General features: G+C 44.7%; 19 protein-coding genes, 1 other RNA gene and 2 pseudogenes. 8 read left to right on the top strand and 14 right to left on the bottom strand.

Annotation, left to right across the window (positions count from 1 at the left end; all coding sequences use genetic code 11):
* Position 1 precedes the first annotated feature (1 nt).
* Positions 2–322: an outer membrane protein assembly factor BamE gene (locus tag XMM383_RS08340; RefSeq protein WP_173480197.1), complete on the top strand. Its 321-nt coding sequence runs from the start codon at positions 2–4 to the stop codon at positions 320–322.
* Between the two features lie 31 nt (positions 323–353).
* Here XMM383_RS08340 and XMM383_RS08335 read toward each other — a convergent pair whose 3' ends face one another.
* Both XMM383_RS08335 and XMM383_RS08330 read right to left on the bottom strand, forming a co-directional pair.
* The gene (locus tag XMM383_RS08335; protein WP_173494982.1) at positions 354–653 is read right to left on the bottom strand and encodes an RnfH family protein; all 300 of its coding nucleotides are present in this window, start codon (positions 651–653) and stop codon (positions 354–356) included.
* 8 nt (positions 654–661) lie between these two features.
* Positions 662–1,093, bottom strand: a complete 432-nt coding sequence (locus XMM383_RS08330; protein ID WP_173494981.1) for a type II toxin-antitoxin system RatA family toxin — start codon at positions 1,091–1,093, stop codon at positions 662–664.
* Positions 1,094–1,206: 113 nt separating this feature from the next.
* On the opposite strand from XMM383_RS08330, the gene smpB reads away from it, so the two are divergent.
* Both smpB and ssrA read left to right on the top strand, forming a co-directional pair.
* The gene (gene smpB / locus XMM383_RS08325) at positions 1,207–1,683 is read left to right on the top strand and encodes an SsrA-binding protein SmpB (protein WP_173480194.1); all 477 of its coding nucleotides are present in this window, start codon (positions 1,207–1,209) and stop codon (positions 1,681–1,683) included.
* A gap of 43 nt (positions 1,684–1,726) precedes the next feature.
* Positions 1,727–2,086: a transfer-messenger RNA gene (gene ssrA / locus XMM383_RS08320) on the top strand.
* Between the two features lie 672 nt (positions 2,087–2,758).
* On the opposite strand, the gene XMM383_RS08315 is transcribed toward ssrA, so the two are convergent.
* From XMM383_RS08315 to XMM383_RS11795, 6 genes are all read right to left on the bottom strand, one after another.
* Positions 2,759–3,034 (bottom strand): hypothetical protein, encoded by a 276-nt coding sequence (locus tag XMM383_RS08315; RefSeq protein ID WP_173498369.1) that lies wholly within the window; start codon positions 3,032–3,034, stop codon positions 2,759–2,761.
* A gap of 226 nt (positions 3,035–3,260) precedes the next feature.
* Positions 3,261–3,860, bottom strand: coding sequence for a hypothetical protein (locus tag XMM383_RS08310; RefSeq protein WP_173482836.1), 600 nt, complete (start codon positions 3,858–3,860; stop codon positions 3,261–3,263).
* Between the two features lie 242 nt (positions 3,861–4,102).
* Positions 4,103–5,071 (bottom strand): IS5 family transposase, encoded by a 969-nt coding sequence (locus XMM383_RS08305; protein ID WP_173494980.1) that lies wholly within the window; start codon positions 5,069–5,071, stop codon positions 4,103–4,105.
* A 95-nt stretch (positions 5,072–5,166) separates the two neighbouring features.
* A complete protein-coding gene (locus XMM383_RS08300; RefSeq protein WP_173494979.1) occupies positions 5,167–8,205 on the bottom strand; it encodes an efflux RND transporter permease subunit in 3,039 nt (1,012 codons plus the stop codon).
* 4 nt (positions 8,206–8,209) lie between these two features.
* Positions 8,210–9,289: an efflux RND transporter periplasmic adaptor subunit gene (locus XMM383_RS08295; RefSeq protein WP_173482839.1), complete on the bottom strand. Its 1,080-nt coding sequence runs from the start codon at positions 9,287–9,289 to the stop codon at positions 8,210–8,212.
* 31 nt (positions 9,290–9,320) lie between these two features.
* Entirely contained in the window at positions 9,321–9,575 is a 255-nt protein-coding gene (locus tag XMM383_RS11795) for a transposase (RefSeq protein ID WP_173482840.1), read from the bottom strand.
* 179 nt (positions 9,576–9,754) lie between these two features.
* On the opposite strand from XMM383_RS11795, the pseudogene XMM383_RS08285 reads away from it, so the two are divergent.
* The 3 genes and pseudogenes from XMM383_RS08285 to XMM383_RS08275 all read left to right on the top strand — a co-directional run.
* Positions 9,755–10,024 (top strand): annotated as a pseudogene (locus XMM383_RS08285) (MerR family DNA-binding protein); the annotation flags it as partial.
* Between the two features lie 100 nt (positions 10,025–10,124).
* Positions 10,125–10,820 (top strand): annotated as a pseudogene (locus tag XMM383_RS08280) (metal ABC transporter solute-binding protein, Zn/Mn family); the annotation flags it as partial.
* 63 nt (positions 10,821–10,883) lie between these two features.
* The gene (locus XMM383_RS08275) at positions 10,884–11,555 is read left to right on the top strand and encodes an SCO family protein (protein WP_173480184.1); all 672 of its coding nucleotides are present in this window, start codon (positions 10,884–10,886) and stop codon (positions 11,553–11,555) included.
* A 19-nt stretch (positions 11,556–11,574) separates the two neighbouring features.
* On the opposite strand, the gene lspA is transcribed toward XMM383_RS08275, so the two are convergent.
* The 5 genes from lspA to XMM383_RS08250 form a co-directional block, all read right to left on the bottom strand.
* On the bottom strand, positions 11,575–12,081 hold the full coding sequence (gene lspA, locus XMM383_RS08270) for a signal peptidase II (protein ID WP_173480183.1): 507 nt from the start codon (positions 12,079–12,081) through the stop codon (positions 11,575–11,577).
* Complete coding sequence (locus tag XMM383_RS08265; RefSeq protein WP_173480182.1) at positions 12,068–13,429, bottom strand: M23 family metallopeptidase; 1,362 nt, start codon at positions 13,427–13,429, stop codon at positions 12,068–12,070. The genes lspA and XMM383_RS08265 overlap by 14 nt, the downstream gene beginning before the upstream one ends.
* Before the next feature lie 125 nt (positions 13,430–13,554).
* Positions 13,555–14,193, bottom strand: a complete 639-nt coding sequence (locus tag XMM383_RS08260) for a thioredoxin domain-containing protein (protein WP_173480181.1) — start codon at positions 14,191–14,193, stop codon at positions 13,555–13,557.
* Positions 14,190–14,627 (bottom strand): disulfide bond formation protein B, encoded by a 438-nt coding sequence (locus XMM383_RS08255; protein ID WP_217361971.1) that lies wholly within the window; start codon positions 14,625–14,627, stop codon positions 14,190–14,192. Before XMM383_RS08255 ends, XMM383_RS08260 begins: the two co-directional genes overlap by 4 nt.
* The gene (locus XMM383_RS08250) at positions 14,615–15,265 is read right to left on the bottom strand and encodes a cation transporter (protein ID WP_173480180.1); all 651 of its coding nucleotides are present in this window, start codon (positions 15,263–15,265) and stop codon (positions 14,615–14,617) included. The genes XMM383_RS08255 and XMM383_RS08250 overlap by 13 nt, the downstream gene beginning before the upstream one ends.
* Positions 15,266–15,347: 82 nt before the next feature.
* On the opposite strand from XMM383_RS08250, the gene XMM383_RS08245 reads away from it, so the two are divergent.
* The gene (locus XMM383_RS08245) at positions 15,348–15,773 is read left to right on the top strand and encodes a helix-turn-helix domain-containing protein (protein ID WP_217361970.1); all 426 of its coding nucleotides are present in this window, start codon (positions 15,348–15,350) and stop codon (positions 15,771–15,773) included.
* Positions 15,774–16,455: 682 nt separating this feature from the next.
* Positions 16,456–16,818 carry a hypothetical protein gene (locus XMM383_RS08240; RefSeq protein WP_173480178.1) on the top strand — a complete coding sequence of 121 codons (363 nt, stop codon included), beginning with the start codon at positions 16,456–16,458 and terminating at the stop codon, positions 16,816–16,818.
* A gap of 578 nt (positions 16,819–17,396) precedes the next feature.
* Here the strand turns inward: XMM383_RS08240 and XMM383_RS08230 are convergent.
* Entirely contained in the window at positions 17,397–18,683 is a 1,287-nt protein-coding gene (locus XMM383_RS08230) for a type II toxin-antitoxin system HipA family toxin (RefSeq protein WP_173480176.1), read from the bottom strand.
* Positions 18,684–18,686: the final 3 nt, after the last annotated feature.

Raw genomic sequence — 18,686 nt, 5'->3', positions numbered from 1 at the left:
CATGCGCAAGCTCATCATCTCTGCCTTTCTTGCTACTCTCGTGACCGGCTGTACAACCTTTCCAGGCGTGTACAAAATGGATGTTCCGCAAGGCAACCAGGTGACACAAGAGATGGTAGATCAGCTTCGCCCTGGAATGACGCCGAGCCAAGTTCGCTATGTGCTAGGAACACCCCTGTTAACGGATACCTTCAACCAGAACCGATGGGACTATGTCTTCCAGTTGGTACAAGAGGATGAAGTGGTAGAGCTACGTCAGTTTCGCGTCTACTTTGAAAACGACAAGCTGGTGCGTTTGGAAGGCGATCTGAAACCTCAGTAACGCAGAGCTCAACGAATACAAAAAAGCCAACTTACGAGTTGGCTTTTTTGGCTTTAGCTTCGGCTGCTCGACGAGCGCGAACCTCTTTAGGGTCAGCAATTAACGGGCGGTAGATCTCTACTCTATCACCGTCACGCAAGACCTCTGCTTTAGGGTCCTTGATCGCACGACTGAAGATACCCATTGTGTCACTGTTGATATCGATCTGTTTATACAGCTCAGCAATGCGCGAGCGAACAACCGCATCATATGCCGTTGTACCCTCTTCTACTTGCAGAGCAATGATCTTCTGCTCAGTCGGCAGAGCATAGGCCACTTCAACGTTAATCACTGATCACCTCATCCGTAAATTTGATCAGCGCGCGACACAAAGGCATCCACCAAAGTTGTCGCGACACTATTAAACACTTTAGACATCGCCATTCCAGTTAGCTTGCCTTCAAACTCGAAACTGAGATTGAGTTCTACCTTAGAAGCTTCATCTGACAACTCAGTGAACGTCCAAACCCCCTCAAGACTTTTAAAGGGGCCATTAACCAAACCAATGGTCATTGAAGCGGGACGGACCAGACGATTACGCGTCGTAAAATCATAACTAAGCCCCCCTTTAGCGAGCTTCAGTGTCGCTTCGAGCATATCATCACTCTCAGCGATCACTTCCGTGCCAGAGCACCAAGGCAGGAACTCTGGGTAGCGACGCACATCGTTGATCAGATCAAACATCTGCTCAGCGGTGTGTAATACAAGGGCGGTTCTATTTACGACCGTCATAACGGGTGGCAAGTCTCAAATAACAGTTACAAGCTGCTTATTGTCCAGTTTATATACGCTTTGAACAAGAGGATTCCTTCCTTTGCTTACAACAGCTCTATATAATCCGCCGCATGGCAAAAAAGAAGAAAGCTCCTGGCGGAAACACCATCTGCCAAAATAAACGTGCACGATTCGAGTACAGCATCGAAAATAAATTCGAAGCTGGCCTTGTGCTGACCGGGTGGGAAGTCAAAAGCCTACGCGAAGGCCGCGCACAACTGGTTGAGTCTTACATCGATTTTAAAAACGGTGAAGCTTGGCTATTAGGTGCCCACTTCTCGCCATTAAAAACCGCCTGCACACACGTTGTTGCAGATCCGGTTAGACCACGCAAACTGTTGCTGAACCGCACAGAACTGAACCGCCTAGCCGGTGCAGTCGAAGCCAAAGGTTTCACCTGTGTCGCACTGAGCCTCTACTGGAAAGAGAGCAAAATTAAGTGTGAGATCGGTTTAGCAAAAGGTAAGAAACTTCACGACAAACGTGCGACTGAAAAAGAGCGCGATTGGAACCGTGAAAAACAGCGTGTTCTCAGCAAGAACCAATAGAGTTCTTGTAACCCAGATAGCAAACGCTATACTGGCCAGTTCTGGGGGTGACTTGGATTCGACGCCGATTGCGAACCCTTAGGTGCATGTCGAGAATGTGATGATTCTCGTAAATCCCTCATCACACAGTTATAGTTGCAAACGACGATAACTACGCTCTAGCAGCCTAAGCCTGCTAGCGCTGCCCTCTAAGGTGTCTATAACTCAGAGTTTCGGCAGTGTCATATGAGATAGAATCGCCCGGAGACTTCGCCTTAAGGCAAAGGGTTAAAACTCAAAAAGGCTCGCCCATAACAGCCTGACTCTCGGCTCGTGACGGGTTAACTCAATAGAGATGTCTATGCATGTAGAGCTTGAGGCAGAGGATTGACGGACGCGGGTTCGAAACCCGCCACCTCCACCAAATACCTTTATAAATCAGGGGCTTAATTGCCCCTTTTTTATTATTACCACAACTATTCCCACAAAAAAGAAAACGCTTAAATCAACTTAATTTAACCTACAAAGGTACAGCGAGCATTCCAGCTGAGTGTCTCAGAACGGCACTTAGGCGTCATTTGCAACGGAACGCCAGATGGCGGTTAAGCGCACATTTCAGCCGTTACAGGTTTGTGATGATTTCTCTATAGCAGACGGAAGGCATCCAAACCGTAGATCTGCCGGAGTCGGCACACTCCGGACCCTAGCCTCAAAACGGTGAATAGTTGCAAAGTGTAAACAGCGACCCAAAGGCTACTGAAGAGAATCCTCAGAAGCGGACGTTAGCCAAACTAACGAACGTAGAGTGACAAGTGACTGCAAGTATCGGGATTAGTATTTAGCCTCTCGGAATTGAAGGCTGTGCTTTACCCTCTGGAACCGCGTGAACAAGTGAACCCAATAACTCTGTGAATGACTGCGCAATACCAGACATTAGCTTCCAATTTTCTCAGAGCTGATAAGCGCACATTGCAGCACTTACACGATCTGATAGATTTCCCTGAAGCCGACATTTGCAGAGAGATCCTATTCCTACTCTCATCTCAGGAAAACCCGAAGAATTCTGCCCTCAAACGGGAGGCTGCCTCAAACCCGGTCAACCATTGAACGACAGACCCAACGGTTTGGCGACACCTGCGGGTATTCTAGAACTGAGAATTACGGGAAGGCTGTAAAGCTTAGATTTTGACAAGAACACTGCACCAACACTCTCGCACTCTCGTTTGATGGCTTCGTTGTCATCATCACTCAAAATCACTACGAGCGGTATTTTCAGATCAAAGCGAATGAGTCTTGAACAGAACTCTATGGCCGTTTCGTCTATTAACCAGTAATCGACTACTAAAACTTCGGTATTTAAGTACCTCATCAACAGAGCAAACGCCTGTGATGCTCGCTCGCAGGCAGGCATGCGCTTTAAAGCCCGACATATTCAGTAAGTGCTCAATCATGGCACAACTCGTATCGTTTTTATCAAGTATCAAGACGGTGGTCATGCGGAAAGCCGAGCAAGGTTAAGCAATAGAATCATAGTAGTCGCAAACGTACCATTAAATCGTGTACTTTTTATGACTCCTAACCCATCAGGACAACCAAGACTAGTCGCGCCACTCCTGACGAATTCGCTTCAATTTCTCCTTCCATGCATCTGCATCGCCATACTCGAAAAAATTGTCAGAACGCTGATGCCAGCCTCTTGGACGTCTAGCGTGCTTTATCGGACACCAAAACTGCTCAGTTCTAGCGGTGATCTCGCGACCATAAGCCATTACCCCATTTCCGTAGCCACAATAAACGCAGTTTAACTTCTCGATCGTATTCAGGTATTGCAATAGGTGACGGTCGAACACAAAGTACTTCGCACGCTTCACGCGTGGTATTCCGTATAGTCGAAAGCAGATCTGTTGGTAGATGGTTAACGAAAGATCGAGCAATGCGATCGGGACGACCATGCCATAAATGATTGGTGCTGAGAGTATGTAACTTAATTTTGCTTCGCGAAGATATTGCCATGATCCAACTCGGTAACGACGCTGAAGGTCTGCAAAGGCCTCTTCAAACTTAACCTTACCTCGCTCAAAGGTGTAGTGAAATCGTTGTTTGTGCTCTTCGAGAAGCCGGTCGACCTCTTCCGAAACATCGTTTTCAGCTTTGCGAAGTCGTTCAAGCAGTTCGTCTAACCTTGAATCTTTTGCCACCAACAACGTCTCCTGTCATAAAAACCTGATTAGTTCTTTTTATCTAACACAACTCAGCATTTCGGCGCAAAGACCACAACAGAATGCCCCTTCAGTTGAGTGAGGCTAGGGAACCTACGATCAAGTATCCAGTTTTCGGTAATCAGATCTTTTAGCCACCATTTTCGCTGGATTTGAGCCAGAACTCCCCTAAATTTCACTGTCTGGAAGCTGATTGGCAGATTCCAGACGGATTTGCCCTGCTATCGAGCCCGTAACATCTGATCTACACGCACAATGTTCGCCAGAGTAAACAGCATCGCCAACTTACCATCATTCTTGTGTAGGCCTCGGTAGCGAGCTTTTACAAAACCAAACTGGCATTTGATGATCCGAAACGGATGTTCAACTTTAGCCCGTATGCTGGCTTTCAGATATTCAGTGCGGATCTTTTCTTTGTTTATCCTTGGGTGTTTTTTCCAGGCACGGATCTTCCCAGGCTGTTCAGCGACATGCCAGTCAGCCTTCCCAGATTTCAGACTTTCGCGCTTATGAGCACCGCGATAGCCAGAGTCTGCAAAGACAAACGATTCCTCGCCATGAAGAAGGGTATCGGCATGATTCAAATCGTGCTCGTTTGCCGATGTTGTTGTGAGGCTGTGAGTTAATCCAGTACGAGCGTCCACTCCAATATGCGCTTTGAGTCCAAAGTGCCATTGATTACCCTTCTTCGTTTGGTGCATCTCTGGATCACGATCTCTTGATTTATTCTTAGTTGATGTTGGAGCCTCGATAATTGTGGCGTCAACCAAGGTGCCTTCTTTCAGGAGAACTCCTGCTTCAACTAACCACTGGTTAACTTCGGCGAATAGCTTTCGTGCCAGACCCTTGCGCTCCAGCAAATGTCGAAAGTTCATAATCGTAGTATGGTCAGGAATCGTCTTATCTAGCGATAGTCCTGAAAACTGGCGCATAGAGGCTATCTCATAGAGGACATCCTCCATGGCAGGATCGCTTAGGTTGTACCAATGTTGCATGCAATGGATCCGCAGCATCGTCGATAGCGGATAGGGTCTGCGACTATTGCCAGCTTTAGGATAGTGCGGCTCTATGATCGATTCCAAACGAGCCCATGGAATCAACTTATCCATTCGCCCTAAAAAGACCTCTTTCCGAGTCTTGCGGCGTTTTTGATTGAACTCGCTATCAGCAAAGGTGAGTTGGTGATCCATTGGATGATCCGATCAGGAGAAAGACGTGGATTCTCTCAGGCAGTAGGACTTATTCGCAACATCCATAGCTGTATACCCAACGTAAACACCAACCATTATTTTCGGTAACTCACCCGATAGAAAATACTGTAAAACACAGGTACTGCTATCAATGTCAGTACTGTAGCGAACGCTAGTCCCCCCATTATCGTTACCGACATATCCGCAAAAAACGCATCAGACAGCAATGGCGCCATACCCAAAATAGTGGTTATTGCTGCTAACGCTACAGGTCGTAACCTTGATGCACTTGCCGTTAGAATGGCAGTATTCGGCGCGCGTCCTTCAGCGATTTGCAGATCTATCTCTTCTAACAGCACGATGGCGTTTTTGATCAACATGCCAAATAAGCTCAAGAAACCTAGCAAGGACATAAAGCCAAACGGCATATCAGTAGCAAGCAGCCCGCTAACAACACCAACAGCTGCCATCGGCACGATTAACCAAATAATCAATGGCTGTCGTACTCGACCAAACAACAACACTGAAATCAGTAGCATGACCAAAAAGCCAACCGGAAGACCAGTACCCAACGCTTGTTGAGCATCTCGAGAGGACTCGTATTCGCCGCCCCACTCCAGTGAATACCCATCTGGTAATGGAATCGCCTCAATGCGCGGTTGAATACGTGTAAATGCCTTTCCTGCGGTTTCATTAAAACCCGGCTCTGCCAACACTGTTATCGTTCTTAATCGATTACGACGGTGAATTTGCGTTTCTTCGTTAACCAGTTCTAGCCCCTCTGACACTTGATAGAAGGGTATATATTCTCGCTGGCCTGAGCTCCATACCTGGCTATTCTCTATTGCATCGACCTCTGGCACATTGAGTCCTGCCATTTTTGCACGAATAGAGTAGCTGTAGTCACCGTCTTGTAAACGCCCCAGCTCAACACCAATAGATGCATATTGAATGGCTTGAGTAAAATCTGTGCGCGAAACACCTGCAATCCCAGCATTAAACGCATCGAAATGCGCATTCAGCGCCATTCCTTTTTCTCGCCAGTTATGACGAATATCGCGGATCTGCCCATCTTGCAACATGACGGCTTCGGCCTTAGCAGCCAACTCTCTTAGCACCTCAGTGTTAGGGCCTGAAAAACGAGCGGCTATCTTAGCGCCGCCACCCGGTCCAAATTGCATCCGCTCGGTATAAAAATGCGCATCCAAATCAACATTAGGCAAACGAGCAGATAAGTCCTCTATTAAAGCGTCAATCTGATCACGTGACTCCATCCTGACGAGGAAGAAACCGTAGCTTTCATTGGGCTGCTGCGGACCATAAGTAAGTGTAAAACGATCAGCACCACGACCAATGAAACTAGTTACCGACACAACATGTTCACTGTTAAGAATTAGAGATTCAGCTTTTGCCACAATATCTGCAGTTTGTCTTATGTCCTGAGATTGTGGGCCCCAGTAATGTACAAAAAACAGTGGTGCATTGGATGCTGGGAAGAAGCCTTGCTTAACCATACCAAAGCCGGCATAAGCCACCAAAGTAATCGCCAGCAGTACTGCAACGGTGATCCAACGTAATTTCAGCGCTGCCGTGAGCACCTTTAAATACCCTGTATATACGATGCCATTACTGGTATCAGACTCTTCTTCAGTGCCTACTTTGTAGAAGTACTTACCAAATAACGGCACAACGGTCGCCGCAAGCACCCAGCTTAGTAGCAAAGAAACCATAACAACGGCAAACAATGAATACAAAAACTCACCTGTTGCATCATCTGACAATCCGATGCCGGAGAACGCCGCAATGCCGATAACCGTAGCGCCAAGCAATGGCCACTGAGTACGCTTGACGATAAAGCTAGCAGCTTCAATCGCAGACTTACCCTGACGCATACGTAGCAACATACCTTCTGCCACTACAATCGCATTGTCGACTAACATGCCCATGGCGATAACCATTGCGCCTAATGAAATCCGCTCAAGCTGCAAACCCATTAACCACATCAGCAACACGGTGCCCATAACTGTAATAAGTAATACAGAACCCACTACCATGCCGCTACGCCAACCCATAAATGCCATTAAGGTGAGTGTTACCACAGTAACTGACAAAATGAGGTTGTTAATAAAACCTTGTACCGATTCGTCTACCAGTGCAGCTTGATCATATATGGGGGCCAATGTGATACCGGCCGGCAGTTCACTGAGTAATTGCTCAACTTTGGCGTTTACACGCTCACCAACTTCTACAATATTGACATCATTCAAAGCTGACACGGCCAACGTAATCGCTTCATGTCCTTGGTATCGGATCAGCACCGGTTGAATGTCGAGAGGCTCAAAACGCAATTCAGCGAAATCTCGAATTTTAATAGAACGGCTGGTACCAGGGACTACCAAAGACAAGTTATATATCTCATCTAATCGATCGACCGGATTTTCGACCAACAAGCGCACTTTTTGCCCTTCAACCTGAATACGTCCGCCATTAAACGGTTTTAGGTTGTCAGCCAATAGATTGGTCAAGTCAGGAAAAGAAATGCCAAAACCGGCCAACTCAAACGGGTTAATATAGGCAACTAGCTGTTCTTGACGCACGCCACTTACCTGAACCTTCGCAACCCCTTCAGTCACTAACAGTTCTCGCCTGATTATGCGAGCAAACTCACGCAATTCATTTGGCGAGAACTCTGGCGCACTTAGCGCGTAATACATGCCATAAACATCGCCAAAATCATCATACACATTGGGGGTTTGCGCACCGACCGGTAGGTTCTTCTCGACATCACGTAGGCGTTTCCTCAATTCATCCCAGATCTGCGGAAGCACATCCGAATCGAAAGTAGACTTCACCTCTACAGTGATTTCCGATACCCCTGGTTTAGAAATTGCCTCCAATTGATGCAATTGCGACATTTGCTGAATCGCGATTTCGAGTGGCTCGGTGATTTCATGCTCAACCTTTTCCGCACTGGCTCCCGGAAATTGCGTTACCACTTGGACTTGTTTGATGGTAAATGCGGGGTCTTCCAAGCGCCCAATTGAGCCGAGTGCAAATATCCCTCCCACTAACAAAACCAAAATCATTAGCCAGACATTAACCGGATTTTTAATAGAGTAGCGCGCGATATCCATGCGATTACTCCGCCATGTAGGGTTTTACAATCAGACCATCGCGCATTTTGGCGCCACCTGCAGCAACTACACGCTCACCTAGCGCTATTTCACCATTCACTAATGCGTAACTTCCCTCAATCTGCAGCACATTGATGTTCACGCGGTTAACTGTGGAATCTGCATCGTTATAACGCCACACATGAAATCCTTCGGTATCGTTGCCCTGAAGCGCCGTAAATGGAACTAATACGCCGGTATCAACTGTTTTATTGCCTAATGTCACTTTAACAACTGCTCTTGCTCCGGGTGTTAAGCTGCTATCGCGTCCATCGGCTGCAAACACCACCTTATATGTTTGCGTTATTGGATCAGGTTGCGTAGCGTGTTCAACATATTGCAGCACATATTGCTTGTGCGGAGCAGAAACAATGCTCGCACTCGCCTCAACGGGAGAGCCTTTTTGATAGCTGCTGAGTAAACGTTCCGGTACATTAATATTGAAATAAAAGCGCGATACATCTTGTACTTTAGCGACGGTTTCACCCGCGCGGACATAGCTATTATTTTCAACAATGCGCTCAGATACCTGTGCATCAAAAGGTGCCGTTAAAGTTGTATAACTCAGATCTTGTTGTGCCTTATCACGAGCGATAACCGCTAGCTCCCAAGCAGTTTTAGCATCGTCTAATTGAGCTTGAGACGACAACCCTTTCTCAAACGTAGACGTAGTTCGAGCTAAATCTCTTTTCGCTTGATCCAATCGCGCTGTGGTTTCACGTAATCGCTGTTCAAACGGCGTTGGATCGATTTGAGCTAAAATTTCACCTTGCTTGACAATAGTGCCCGTCAGCAGGTTCTCTTTAATTAATCTTCCCGAAACTTCAAAGCTCACTTCTAATGTTTTAACCGCTGACACTTCGGCGGGGAAGGCGCGTTCGGTTTGATTTGGATTACTGATCGTTTCAACCAGTTTGACTGCTTGCACCTGGGCTTGCTCAACCTCTGCCTTAGGTGCATCACTGCAGGCAGACAGCACCAGTAATGACGCCGAAAGCGCTAACGCAACGACTCCCTTGCATTTTGGTAAATATTGAAAACTCATTTTTGTTCCATTGCTTGTATCGCGTTATGTCTCATATCAAGTTGTGTAAATGGGTCTTATTTTCATCCCATAACATTCTGTGGCATCTGAATTTAACCAATCGTTCGCAAAGCACATTTATAGCTTGACCATCATCATCTTGTTGAAACTCTTTGACCCAGCGACCAATGATTTGCTGACTCACATCCAACATTCTGGCCACTTCTGTTCGTGTGTGACCTTGTTCTAGCACCAAGCTCACAGCATCCAATTTAAATTCTTTCGTATACCGCTTTCTTCCGGTCATTTACTTTCTCCAGCTAAGGTTTAATTATATTCTTAACTGGACTGAAATTATATCTCTGTTGGATTGGTTAAAGAATAATCCTCAGAAAATTCAATATTTTTCTGGATTTAAACGTCTGCTTCTAGGAATATTAGATATTTCTTAAGGACCGCTATGGGCCAGCACTCGTCGCTAAAGGGCTGGCCTTCATCCGTCGCTGCAGAATCCTGGGCCTGTCACTGGCTGAGATTCACGAACTACAGAGCTATCAGGACGACCCTCATCAGCCTTGTACCGCCGTCAACACCTTGCTCGATGATCACATCTCTCATGTGCGGTCGCAGATAACCGCTCTGCAAGCGCTTGAGAAACAACTCGTTTCACTGAGAGCGAGTTGCAACGATGATCGGGAAGTTGAGGCGTGTGGGGTTCTTGCTGGAATTAGCGAAGGAAGCATGCACCAGCAGTAGGTGAAGCATCAACCAGATAATCCGATGAGATGCCGGTCTGTCTCACTCTCATGCAAAGGTAAGATCAACCATTTAATCCGCTTACCCGTTAAAACGTGCTGATTTGGTCGTTTGGATGGGGCCGGAATTAGAGAAAAGTGTTGCGGATGTTTTGACTCCTGAAACAAAGAACTACGAAATGTTAAGTGATACAGATTTCAAAGTTCTCCCATCACGTAAATCAGATGATTTACGCGACCCGTATATGTGGCTTGATGTTCGAAATGCCGAAGTTTTTATTGATGCCCTCTATACACAAATTGAAGCTATTGACCCCAAAAATAAACAAATATTCATGAAAAATCGGGATGCCTTGAAGTATAAAGTTGCGGCATTAGACCGTAAGTTTGAATTTGGTTTCAGAGGTATCGCTGCAGGTATCTCCTGGATGTATCATGACACTCAACAATATTTTGAACAATCTTACGCTTTTAAAACTCGTGGCTTTTTATCTGAAAAACCGGCGGAGGATGCACTAACAGAAAACTTATTTAAAATGAGGGCTGCGCTAAGTGATCTAGATAAGATATGTTTCTTCACTGAAGAAGGTTTAACTGAGAAAAACCTGTCTCTTGCAGTCATTAAAGATCAGGTCAAAGTAGAAAAACTAAAATCTTTCGGTTTAAGCTTTCCTGCTGGACCCGAGTTATATGTTGATTTGATGCAATATAACTATGACACCATTGCGAATTGCTATGCTTCGATCGGTGCAAAATATTCTGGCCCTCAGGCATCAAAGCTAAAAACTCAAAACTAAAAAAACACCTTCATAGCCATATTCAACCTGCTTCAATTCCTCCACATAAACAGAAGAAAGTTAATGTGCGAGATCAAGCATTTGAAGACAAAATTTTATGGCTTTTCCTTTTTTAATTCTATTGGAAAAAATATCATGAAAACCTTCTTAGCAATAATCGGGTTACTCTTATTTTCTACGGTTTCGTATGCTGGAAATTTGGAATGGGAAGCCAAAGAAAAGTCAAACGAACGAACCATCGGTGGCAGATGGATGATGAGTAATCATTTTAATGAGTTTGTTACAGATGCAGATTACTTTGGCAAATTTCAGATTATCTTCTTCGGGTACACTTTTTGCCCTGATGTTTGCCCGACATCCCTTTCAAATATTGCAGAAGCCATGGACGAGTTGGAAGGTATGAAAGAAGAATTTCAGCCCCTCTTTATCTCAGTCGATCCGGAACGTGACACGCCAACAGTTCTACGTGAATATGTCAGAAATTTCCATCCTTCGATCATAGGTTTGACAGGGCCAGCCAATCTCATCAAACGAACAGCAGATCTGTTTAAAGTTAAATATTCCAAAGTTCCTGCAAGTGACGAAAAAGATGAACATTATCTAATCGATCATTCAGCGGGGGTCTATTTTATGAGCCCCGGCGGGCGTTTTATCCGCAAGTTTGCTCATGGTCTTCCAGGCAAAGATATGGCAAAACGCATAAAAGAAATTATTGCAGAAAGTAAGGGGCAGTGACGCCCCTTACTTTCTTGCCTTATTTATTCTCACGAAGGATCACGCTGGAAACTAATAAAGATACTGTGCCGACTGTAATGAATATATCTGCACCGTTAAATACAGGCCAATAGAATGAACCCGCATAGAGACTCAAAAAATCGGTAACGGCATTATCGTGAAAACGATCAATGATATTGCCAATAGAGCCCCCAATAATGAGCGTAAGACCAATAACTTCATATAGGTGCTTGGTACGCCAAAGCCATACGATCAAAAGAATCGTTACACATGTTGTCAGAAGAGATAATAGTTTTGGCCCCCAAGGTCCAATCTCTCCGAACATGCCAAAGCTGATGCCGTAATTGAAAACAAGTACGAGGTCAAAAAAAGGCAGCACAGAAAATCTTTGTGGCGGATCCATAACAACTGACGCAACAAGCCACTTCGATGCTATGTCAATGACAACTAAAAGGAAAACCGCCTCAATTGCATAAATGAATTTAACGATTGGTTTGTCCAAGATTCTAGCTTCAGCTTTTTCCATATGTATCACTTGAAATACTGAGCTTACTCATTTTGTATTTAAAATGAGACTTAAGCTTATATTCTACTAAGAGGTTATTCTTTGCCTGTTCAAATCCCTCCAATTCTTCTCCTTGAAGAACATGACGAGATGGTAATTTAACGGTAAATGGATTGATTTGTTTACCACGATAAATAACCTCATAATGAAGATTAGGCCCACTGGTTAGCCCTGTGGTTCCAACATATCCAATTATGTCTCCCTGCTGAACGCGGCTACCTACTGCAAGGTTTTCATCATATTTGTTGAGATGAGCATAGGCGGTGGCATAATCGTTGTTATGATTGATACGAATATATTTCCCAAAACTACCATTTCTTTTACGAGCTGTTACAACACCATCACCTGAAGCAAAAATCGGCGTTCCAATTGGTGCTGCGAAATCTAACCCTTTATGCATTCGCGCATATGCCAAAACCGGGTGCTTACGTTTACCATACAACGAGGATAAGCGACCTCCTCCTACTGGGGTTTTTAACAAACTGGTGTCAATACTTTTGCCATCAGCATCAAAAAAACCAGAGTATCCATCATCAGTCTCGTATCTGAAGTAGCTAACCTCTCGTTCATTCAAGGACATTGAAACATACATAAGCCTGCCGGGGTGCGTCCCGCCGTATTCTTTGTCATCGTAGCTCTCGTAGCCAAGTATAAAACCATCCCCTTTATTGATATCACGTTGAAAATCAATGGCGTGGCTAAGAGTAGAAAATGTGTCCATTAAAATAGAATTTGGAACACGTTCTTTTTTTGCAGATGCATAAAAGCTGTTTTTGATTTTACCAGAGGCAAATACCAATTCAGAGCTATGTTCAATCTTTTGCAATGTGGTTTCAAATTGATCTTGTTTTGTCTTGTGGGCAACGACAAGGCGATCTGTACTGGCAACCACTACCAATTTCTCGAGATTGAAGGCTGCTCCTCCATCATCAGTTTCTTGCAAACTCAGCTCTATTCTCTGGCCTGGTTTAAGTTTCCGTAGATTAATAACATCCTTTAAACTTTCACTGACCGCATTGATCTGGGTCTTCAATATATTTTCTGCAGCCAGGGCATCAAGTAGATTGCTTCCGGGTTGCAAAGATATATTTACTTTGATATTTGGCTCTTCGGTGGCTTTCTCTATTGTTTGACGAAGGTCCGATTGTACTGCTTCATTTGTTTGTTCTTTTGTTGATGCAATTTTGGGTGGCTCAATTTGAGGCGTTTTGTCACGCTCGATAATTGGATTATTGCTGAGCCATATTGTAAGAACGACAGCACTTATTCCGCACATACTGATAAGCGTTTTTTTTGAGAAAATTAGCATTAAGTTAGACCTGTTTCCCTATGGGCTTTCTGGGAAGGGTATGGCAATAGGAATAAAGGGAAAATAAGGGGTGATAACACCCCTTAAAAAGTGTCGTTATCAGAAAATTGTTTCCAATACCTTTGTTAAGATGAAGCCTTTACTTCCTCTGCGACCAATTCTTCCAATTCAGCTACACCAAACTTTGGCAAGGGTTTTCCATTCACAAAGAAGGTCGGCGTTTTACTAACGCCTGCAGCTTGAACATCCTGAGCAGAAGTGGCCAAGATCGCATGAATATCTGGAAGGTTTTTGTCGATTTTTGCTTTATCTATATCAAGTCCTAAACCTTCAACCATTGCCCATACACTTGCAGCCGGACGACCATGCGGAGCCCATCTTGGCTGAGTTTCATAAAGGCGTTTCAGCGTTTTGGTAAATGCTCCTTGAACTCGTGCAGCTTCCAAAAGGCGAATGGCTTCTTCGGATGGTCCATGGAAGGCAACATATCGCAATACCAATCGGACTTTGCCTTTGTGCTTCTTCATAATATCTTTAACGATTGGATAGAAGGCACGACACGCTTCACAAGCAGGATCAAAGAACTCAACAATTGTTACCGGAGCATCATCGGGGCCGTATGTTGGTGCAAATGGGCGTAAAAGAGGCCCGTCTTCTGACATCTTCTGAGCAGGGCCGCCGGATGGTTTGTAAAAAAGAACACCACCTGTAAAGAGAGCCAAAGCTCCAGCTGCTGTTGTTGCGATGAGAGCACGTCTATTCATGTTGCGTCCTTTTTAAATGGAATTGTTAGTAATCCGAAAATGGTGAGGAAAGTTAAAAGCGATAAATATGGCAGTGGTAAGATACCAAAAAGAATTTGTCCTTCGCCAGAACAGGATGGACCTGTTTGTGAGCATGGCTGAACTTCGGCAGGCACAATTCCGGCAAAAACTAGACTGTGCCAAGCTGCAATCAATAGCCCAATGACGACAAGCGGAAGCGCATATTTTCGCCCTGACGCATCACCTGTATAACAGGCAACCCCAAGAATAATCGCTAACGGAAACATCGCTATACGTTGGTACCAACACAAAAGGCAGGGCGTTTTACCTAATATTTCCCCAATAAACAGAGCACTTAATGTTGCTGTCAGGGCAATAACCCAAGAAAGATAGAGGGCATTCATTTGTTTTTTAGGAACAGCTATTTCTGACATATTTTTGTCTCTTCTTCGCATGAAGGGATGCTTCGCATTTCATTCAGGGATTGGATAACAATCTGCGTTGCAGACCACAAGAATAATCCAGCCATAACACCAGCCACGACCAGATCGGGCCATGCTGAGCCCGTATAGAAAACCAGAACGGCAGCAATTAACACGGCGATATTGCCGATGGCATCATTGCGACTACACAACCAGACAGAACGAACATTGGCATCGCCATCTTTATAACGAACAAGGATAAGAACGCTCGCCATGTTTGCAGCTAATGCTAAAAATCCAATCGCTCCCATGATTGGTGCTTGTGGCACACCTAGAACAAACACTTGATAGACTGTTGAACCAAACACCCAAAAGCCCATCAAAGCGAGACTAATGCCTTTTAAAAGGGCTGCGGTGGATCGCACTTTCAATGACATGCCGATCACGTACAAACTGATACCGTAAGTAACGGAGTCCCCGAAGAAATCCAACGCATCAGCTTTCAAAGATTGAGATCCCGCGATTGATCCTGCAATCATCTCAACAATAAACATGATGGCGTTTATAAAAAAAACAATCCACAGTGCTGTGCGAAACCCATTTGAGGTTCCATCAAACTTTGTTTCGTGGTTGCAGCATCCAGCTGACATTTTAAACTCCATATTTTTCTATGAATTTTCTTATAAAAAATCTAACATCTACAGGAACTATAGGTTCAAGGGAAAAATGAACATGGCTGAAAAAACAATTGGCAGAGTTGCGAAAGCTACAGGCTGTAAGGTGCAAACCATTCGATATTATGAACAAATTGGTCTTCTTCCAGAGCCAAGACGCTCAGAAGGTAATCAGCGCTTGTATACCGAAGACACGGTCAAACGACTTACTTTTATTCGACATGCGAGAGATTTGGGGTTTCCACTACAAGCGATCAGGAATTTGTTGAAACTATCTGATAGCCCCGACAAACCTTGTTATGAAGCTGATGAAATTGTCATTTCACAACTCGCAGATATTAACAAACGCATCCGGGAATTGACCGATCTAAAGACCGAAATGGAACGAATGTTGGACCATTGCAAAGGGGGGCCAATGTCAGATTGCCGAGTTATTGAAGTTCTCTACGATCATAGCCTGTGTGAAACTCAACACACAGAATAGAAAGTCCGTTTTTGGCTAAATTCGGCTGTTTCTGTTGTAGTTTACTAATTTCCGCTTTGCCACAAACAACAGAAATAACTCTTCAGAACAAATTGTCACGCCCTGATACAGGTTATTTCAACCTATAACGCCCTATAACAACCTAAAACAATGTATTACAATTTAAAACAATGTGCGCGGAACTAGTGCAAACCTCAACATAAGCGTTGCAAACCTATTTTAAGGTGATTCATCTAACATCTAACCTGATACATTTGCCCCCAATTTACGGTATTTTTTCCTATGCTTGATGTATTATATATCCATAAAGGTTAAGCAAGCCATGGCGTCTACATTACATTCCAGACACCGCTTGCGAGGGGATTTCACACCCCGTCGACCCCAGTATAATTTATAGCAAGATAAATTCCTTTCGATGACATCTTAAAACCTGCATCCGAAATTATTTTTCACTTATTTTCATAAAACTATTGCGCACTCTATGCTGTTTACATATGTAACAGCTATAAGCCCAAGACACCGCCTTAGCCTTTCCATGCAAACAAAGTTTACGGGGCTAGGTACCGGGTATCTTGAACATTATTTTCCGAGCAAGATTTAATCTGACGAATGTCATCTCTAAATCTGGCTCACTTAAAGAAAGAATATAACATGAACATATAATTTAAGGAGTTTAATCATAATGCATTACAGAGAAAGGGACCGTTTAAGTAAACAAAACATAGAAACCATCGAAACAGAACTCATGATGAAAGAACCAGAGTTCTGCCAATCATTAGCCTGCAAAATGAACAAGAAGCATATCGACCAGGTGGAATATGCAGCAGCATTGTTTAATCGTGCTGTTGATATTGCAGTCCAGAAATTCGACACAGCCGAAGGCAACCAGCACTTAGCGGACTACCTCATTCATTTAAGTCGTTCCGTCCGTGAAGACAGCGAACAAGTTTTCAGCCTTGTCTATCATTATGAAAACTATCTTTCATCACGAAAGGTCAATCGAGTTATCCCTGTTGGCGGTAATTCTGTTGAAGTCGAACTTTAAGGAACCTGCAATATGGGTTCCCCTATATCTCGCGACTTCGTAATTTCCTTTAGGCTAAACGGCGAGGAAATTGCCAAGATTGATAAAGTCCGAGACGGCACAAACAGAACAAGAAACGATTACAGCAGAAGCATTATTCAAGGTCATCTAAACCTGGAAATATCGGAACCAGTCAAACCTGTCAGGCTTCCACCCAGAAAGATGCCAACTTATGACAGACAGCAGCTTTCACAGATTTTAGGACAGCTTGGTAAGATTGGTTCCAACATCAATCAGATTGCCAGACATTCAAACGTTACCAGAAACGCACCTGTTAATTTTAAACTGAATGCAATCCAGGCTGACCTACATGCCATTAGAGATGATGTTTCAAATGCCCTTTATCCGAATGGGAGGGCAAGCTGATGGTGCCTTCGGAGAAATGGGTGTAATTGGGTGTATTAATGGTTTTGAATTGTTGACCGGTTAGCTGATATACCCTATGTTCACCTCGAGCTGGGAGCGCTGCTTAATTTTACAGAGCGTTGAGCGATTGCCTCACCCAGCTTACCGAATTTTGATGCGCCGCAAAATGAAACTTAGATCCTGAAATCTGGATGTAAGCTTCTCCAGTGCTCAATCAGATGGGCTTTGTGCTTCTCATTCATCGGTAGATTCTTCAGCGCGGGTGTCCACTGGCTCCTCGCTCGATCCATAACGTCGGCAAGATGGGGCTTGATAGCCCGCCAAGGAATTCCTGATTTTTCAGCCCAAGCCTGGAAATTCATATACGAGACCTGATACCAGTCTTTCGTCTTTCCTAGGTTCAACGCAAAATTGCGTTCACCCTCGATATACACGCTCGTCGTAAGGATATCGTAGGCTGGGGACAATCTAGGCGTCACTTGGTCGGTGTACAGCAGACTCCAGTTCTTCAGATGCGCATCGCCATTCGCCAACAGAATATTGACCAGCAAGCGCCGAGCAAACTGCTGCGTATCCGCCAAAGGATCTCCTGAAAATTGATACAGTATGCGGCCTATCTGTTCGTAATTGGCAGAGTCATACTTTTCATGAGGATACTTCACCAGCACCTGAGCGAAATCTTCCATGTGAATCCTCGACACGCTCTCGCTTAAAGAAATGGCTTCACGGTCGAATCGTTTGATTGCAAACGCGTAGCGCTCATCTGGCAGGTTTATCGGCGGTAGGTTGTCTAACTTATCCAACTCAACTAACTGAATCTCTGGTATCTCAACCCCCACCAGAGTGGCCAAGGCCATTGCGGTGTACTCATTGAGCGGCACATCTTTATGTTTGGTAGACGGTGTCTTAATAATCCAGTCGCCTAAAGCGTCTGCCGTTGAGAGGTTGTATCGACCATCCTTAGCCTTCATCGAAAACTTCATCTGGACGCCGGCTAGAGAGAATTTATTTTCAGGCGATAGCTTCTGGAAGCCAACCAGATTCAGGTCTTTGTAGCTCCTACCATTTAGCGCTTCCAATACGGAATCAGGAACCTCGCCCGGGGACAGAGGACTTGCGACAATCGCGCCTGGAAGGTCTTGACCTAAATATGAAAATATTTGGAACTCATTATCTTGATGTACCTTCAGGCCCTGCGCAATGAGCTCTCGAAGCGAGCCTTCAGGGAGTAAGTTTGAGAGTGTCGGATGCAGCCTTTGATTTCGTGTCCACGGCTCAGACATCAGTTTGGATGACAATGGAAATTTCGGATGGGTCGTCAGACTGAAGGTTGGCCGACGGCTGTCGCCTCGGAACTCATCGAGAAATGTAAGTATGTTTCGGCCACTCTGAAAACCTGCCAAATAGCCTACAAGCCGACCATGCAGTGTGAGTTTGATGACACTGACGTTCTCGCCCATGAG

Source organism: Marinobacterium sp. xm-m-383 (assembly GCF_013283255.1).
Taxonomy (GTDB): Bacteria; Pseudomonadota; Gammaproteobacteria; order Pseudomonadales; family Balneatricaceae; genus Marinobacterium_E.
Note: the sequence above shows the minus strand (reverse complement) of the source record. Positions and strands in the feature narration are given on the sequence as shown.

Coding starts and splice junctions, on each gene's coding strand:
- XMM383_RS08295 (WP_173482839.1), bottom strand. CDS start 9,289: ATGAGTTTTCAATATTTACCAAAATGCAAGGGAGTCGTTGCGTTAGCG.
- XMM383_RS08230 (WP_173480176.1), bottom strand. CDS start 18,683: ATGGGCGAGAACGTCAGTGTCATCAAACTCACACTGCATGGTCGGCTT.
- XMM383_RS08265 (WP_173480182.1), bottom strand. CDS start 13,429: ATGCTAATTTTCTCAAAAAAAACGCTTATCAGTATGTGCGGAATAAGT.
- XMM383_RS08305 (WP_173494980.1), bottom strand. CDS start 5,071: ATGGATCACCAACTCACCTTTGCTGATAGCGAGTTCAATCAAAAACGC.
- XMM383_RS08255 (WP_217361971.1), bottom strand. CDS start 14,627: ATGTCAGAAATAGCTGTTCCTAAAAAACAAATGAATGCCCTCTATCTT.
- XMM383_RS11795 (WP_173482840.1), bottom strand. CDS start 9,575: ATGACCGGAAGAAAGCGGTATACGAAAGAATTTAAATTGGATGCTGTG.
- XMM383_RS08245 (WP_217361970.1), top strand. CDS start 15,348: ATGGCTGAAAAAACAATTGGCAGAGTTGCGAAAGCTACAGGCTGTAAG.
- smpB (WP_173480194.1), top strand. CDS start 1,207: ATGGCAAAAAAGAAGAAAGCTCCTGGCGGAAACACCATCTGCCAAAAT.
- XMM383_RS08240 (WP_173480178.1), top strand. CDS start 16,456: ATGCATTACAGAGAAAGGGACCGTTTAAGTAAACAAAACATAGAAACC.
- XMM383_RS08260 (WP_173480181.1), bottom strand. CDS start 14,193: ATGAATAGACGTGCTCTCATCGCAACAACAGCAGCTGGAGCTTTGGCT.
- XMM383_RS08275 (WP_173480184.1), top strand. CDS start 10,884: ATGTGCGAGATCAAGCATTTGAAGACAAAATTTTATGGCTTTTCCTTT.
- XMM383_RS08250 (WP_173480180.1), bottom strand. CDS start 15,265: ATGTCAGCTGGATGCTGCAACCACGAAACAAAGTTTGATGGAACCTCA.
- XMM383_RS08340 (WP_173480197.1), top strand. CDS start 2: ATGCGCAAGCTCATCATCTCTGCCTTTCTTGCTACTCTCGTGACCGGC.
- XMM383_RS08300 (WP_173494979.1), bottom strand. CDS start 8,205: ATGGATATCGCGCGCTACTCTATTAAAAATCCGGTTAATGTCTGGCTA.
- lspA (WP_173480183.1), bottom strand. CDS start 12,081: ATGGAAAAAGCTGAAGCTAGAATCTTGGACAAACCAATCGTTAAATTC.
- XMM383_RS08330 (WP_173494981.1), bottom strand. CDS start 1,093: ATGACGGTCGTAAATAGAACCGCCCTTGTATTACACACCGCTGAGCAG.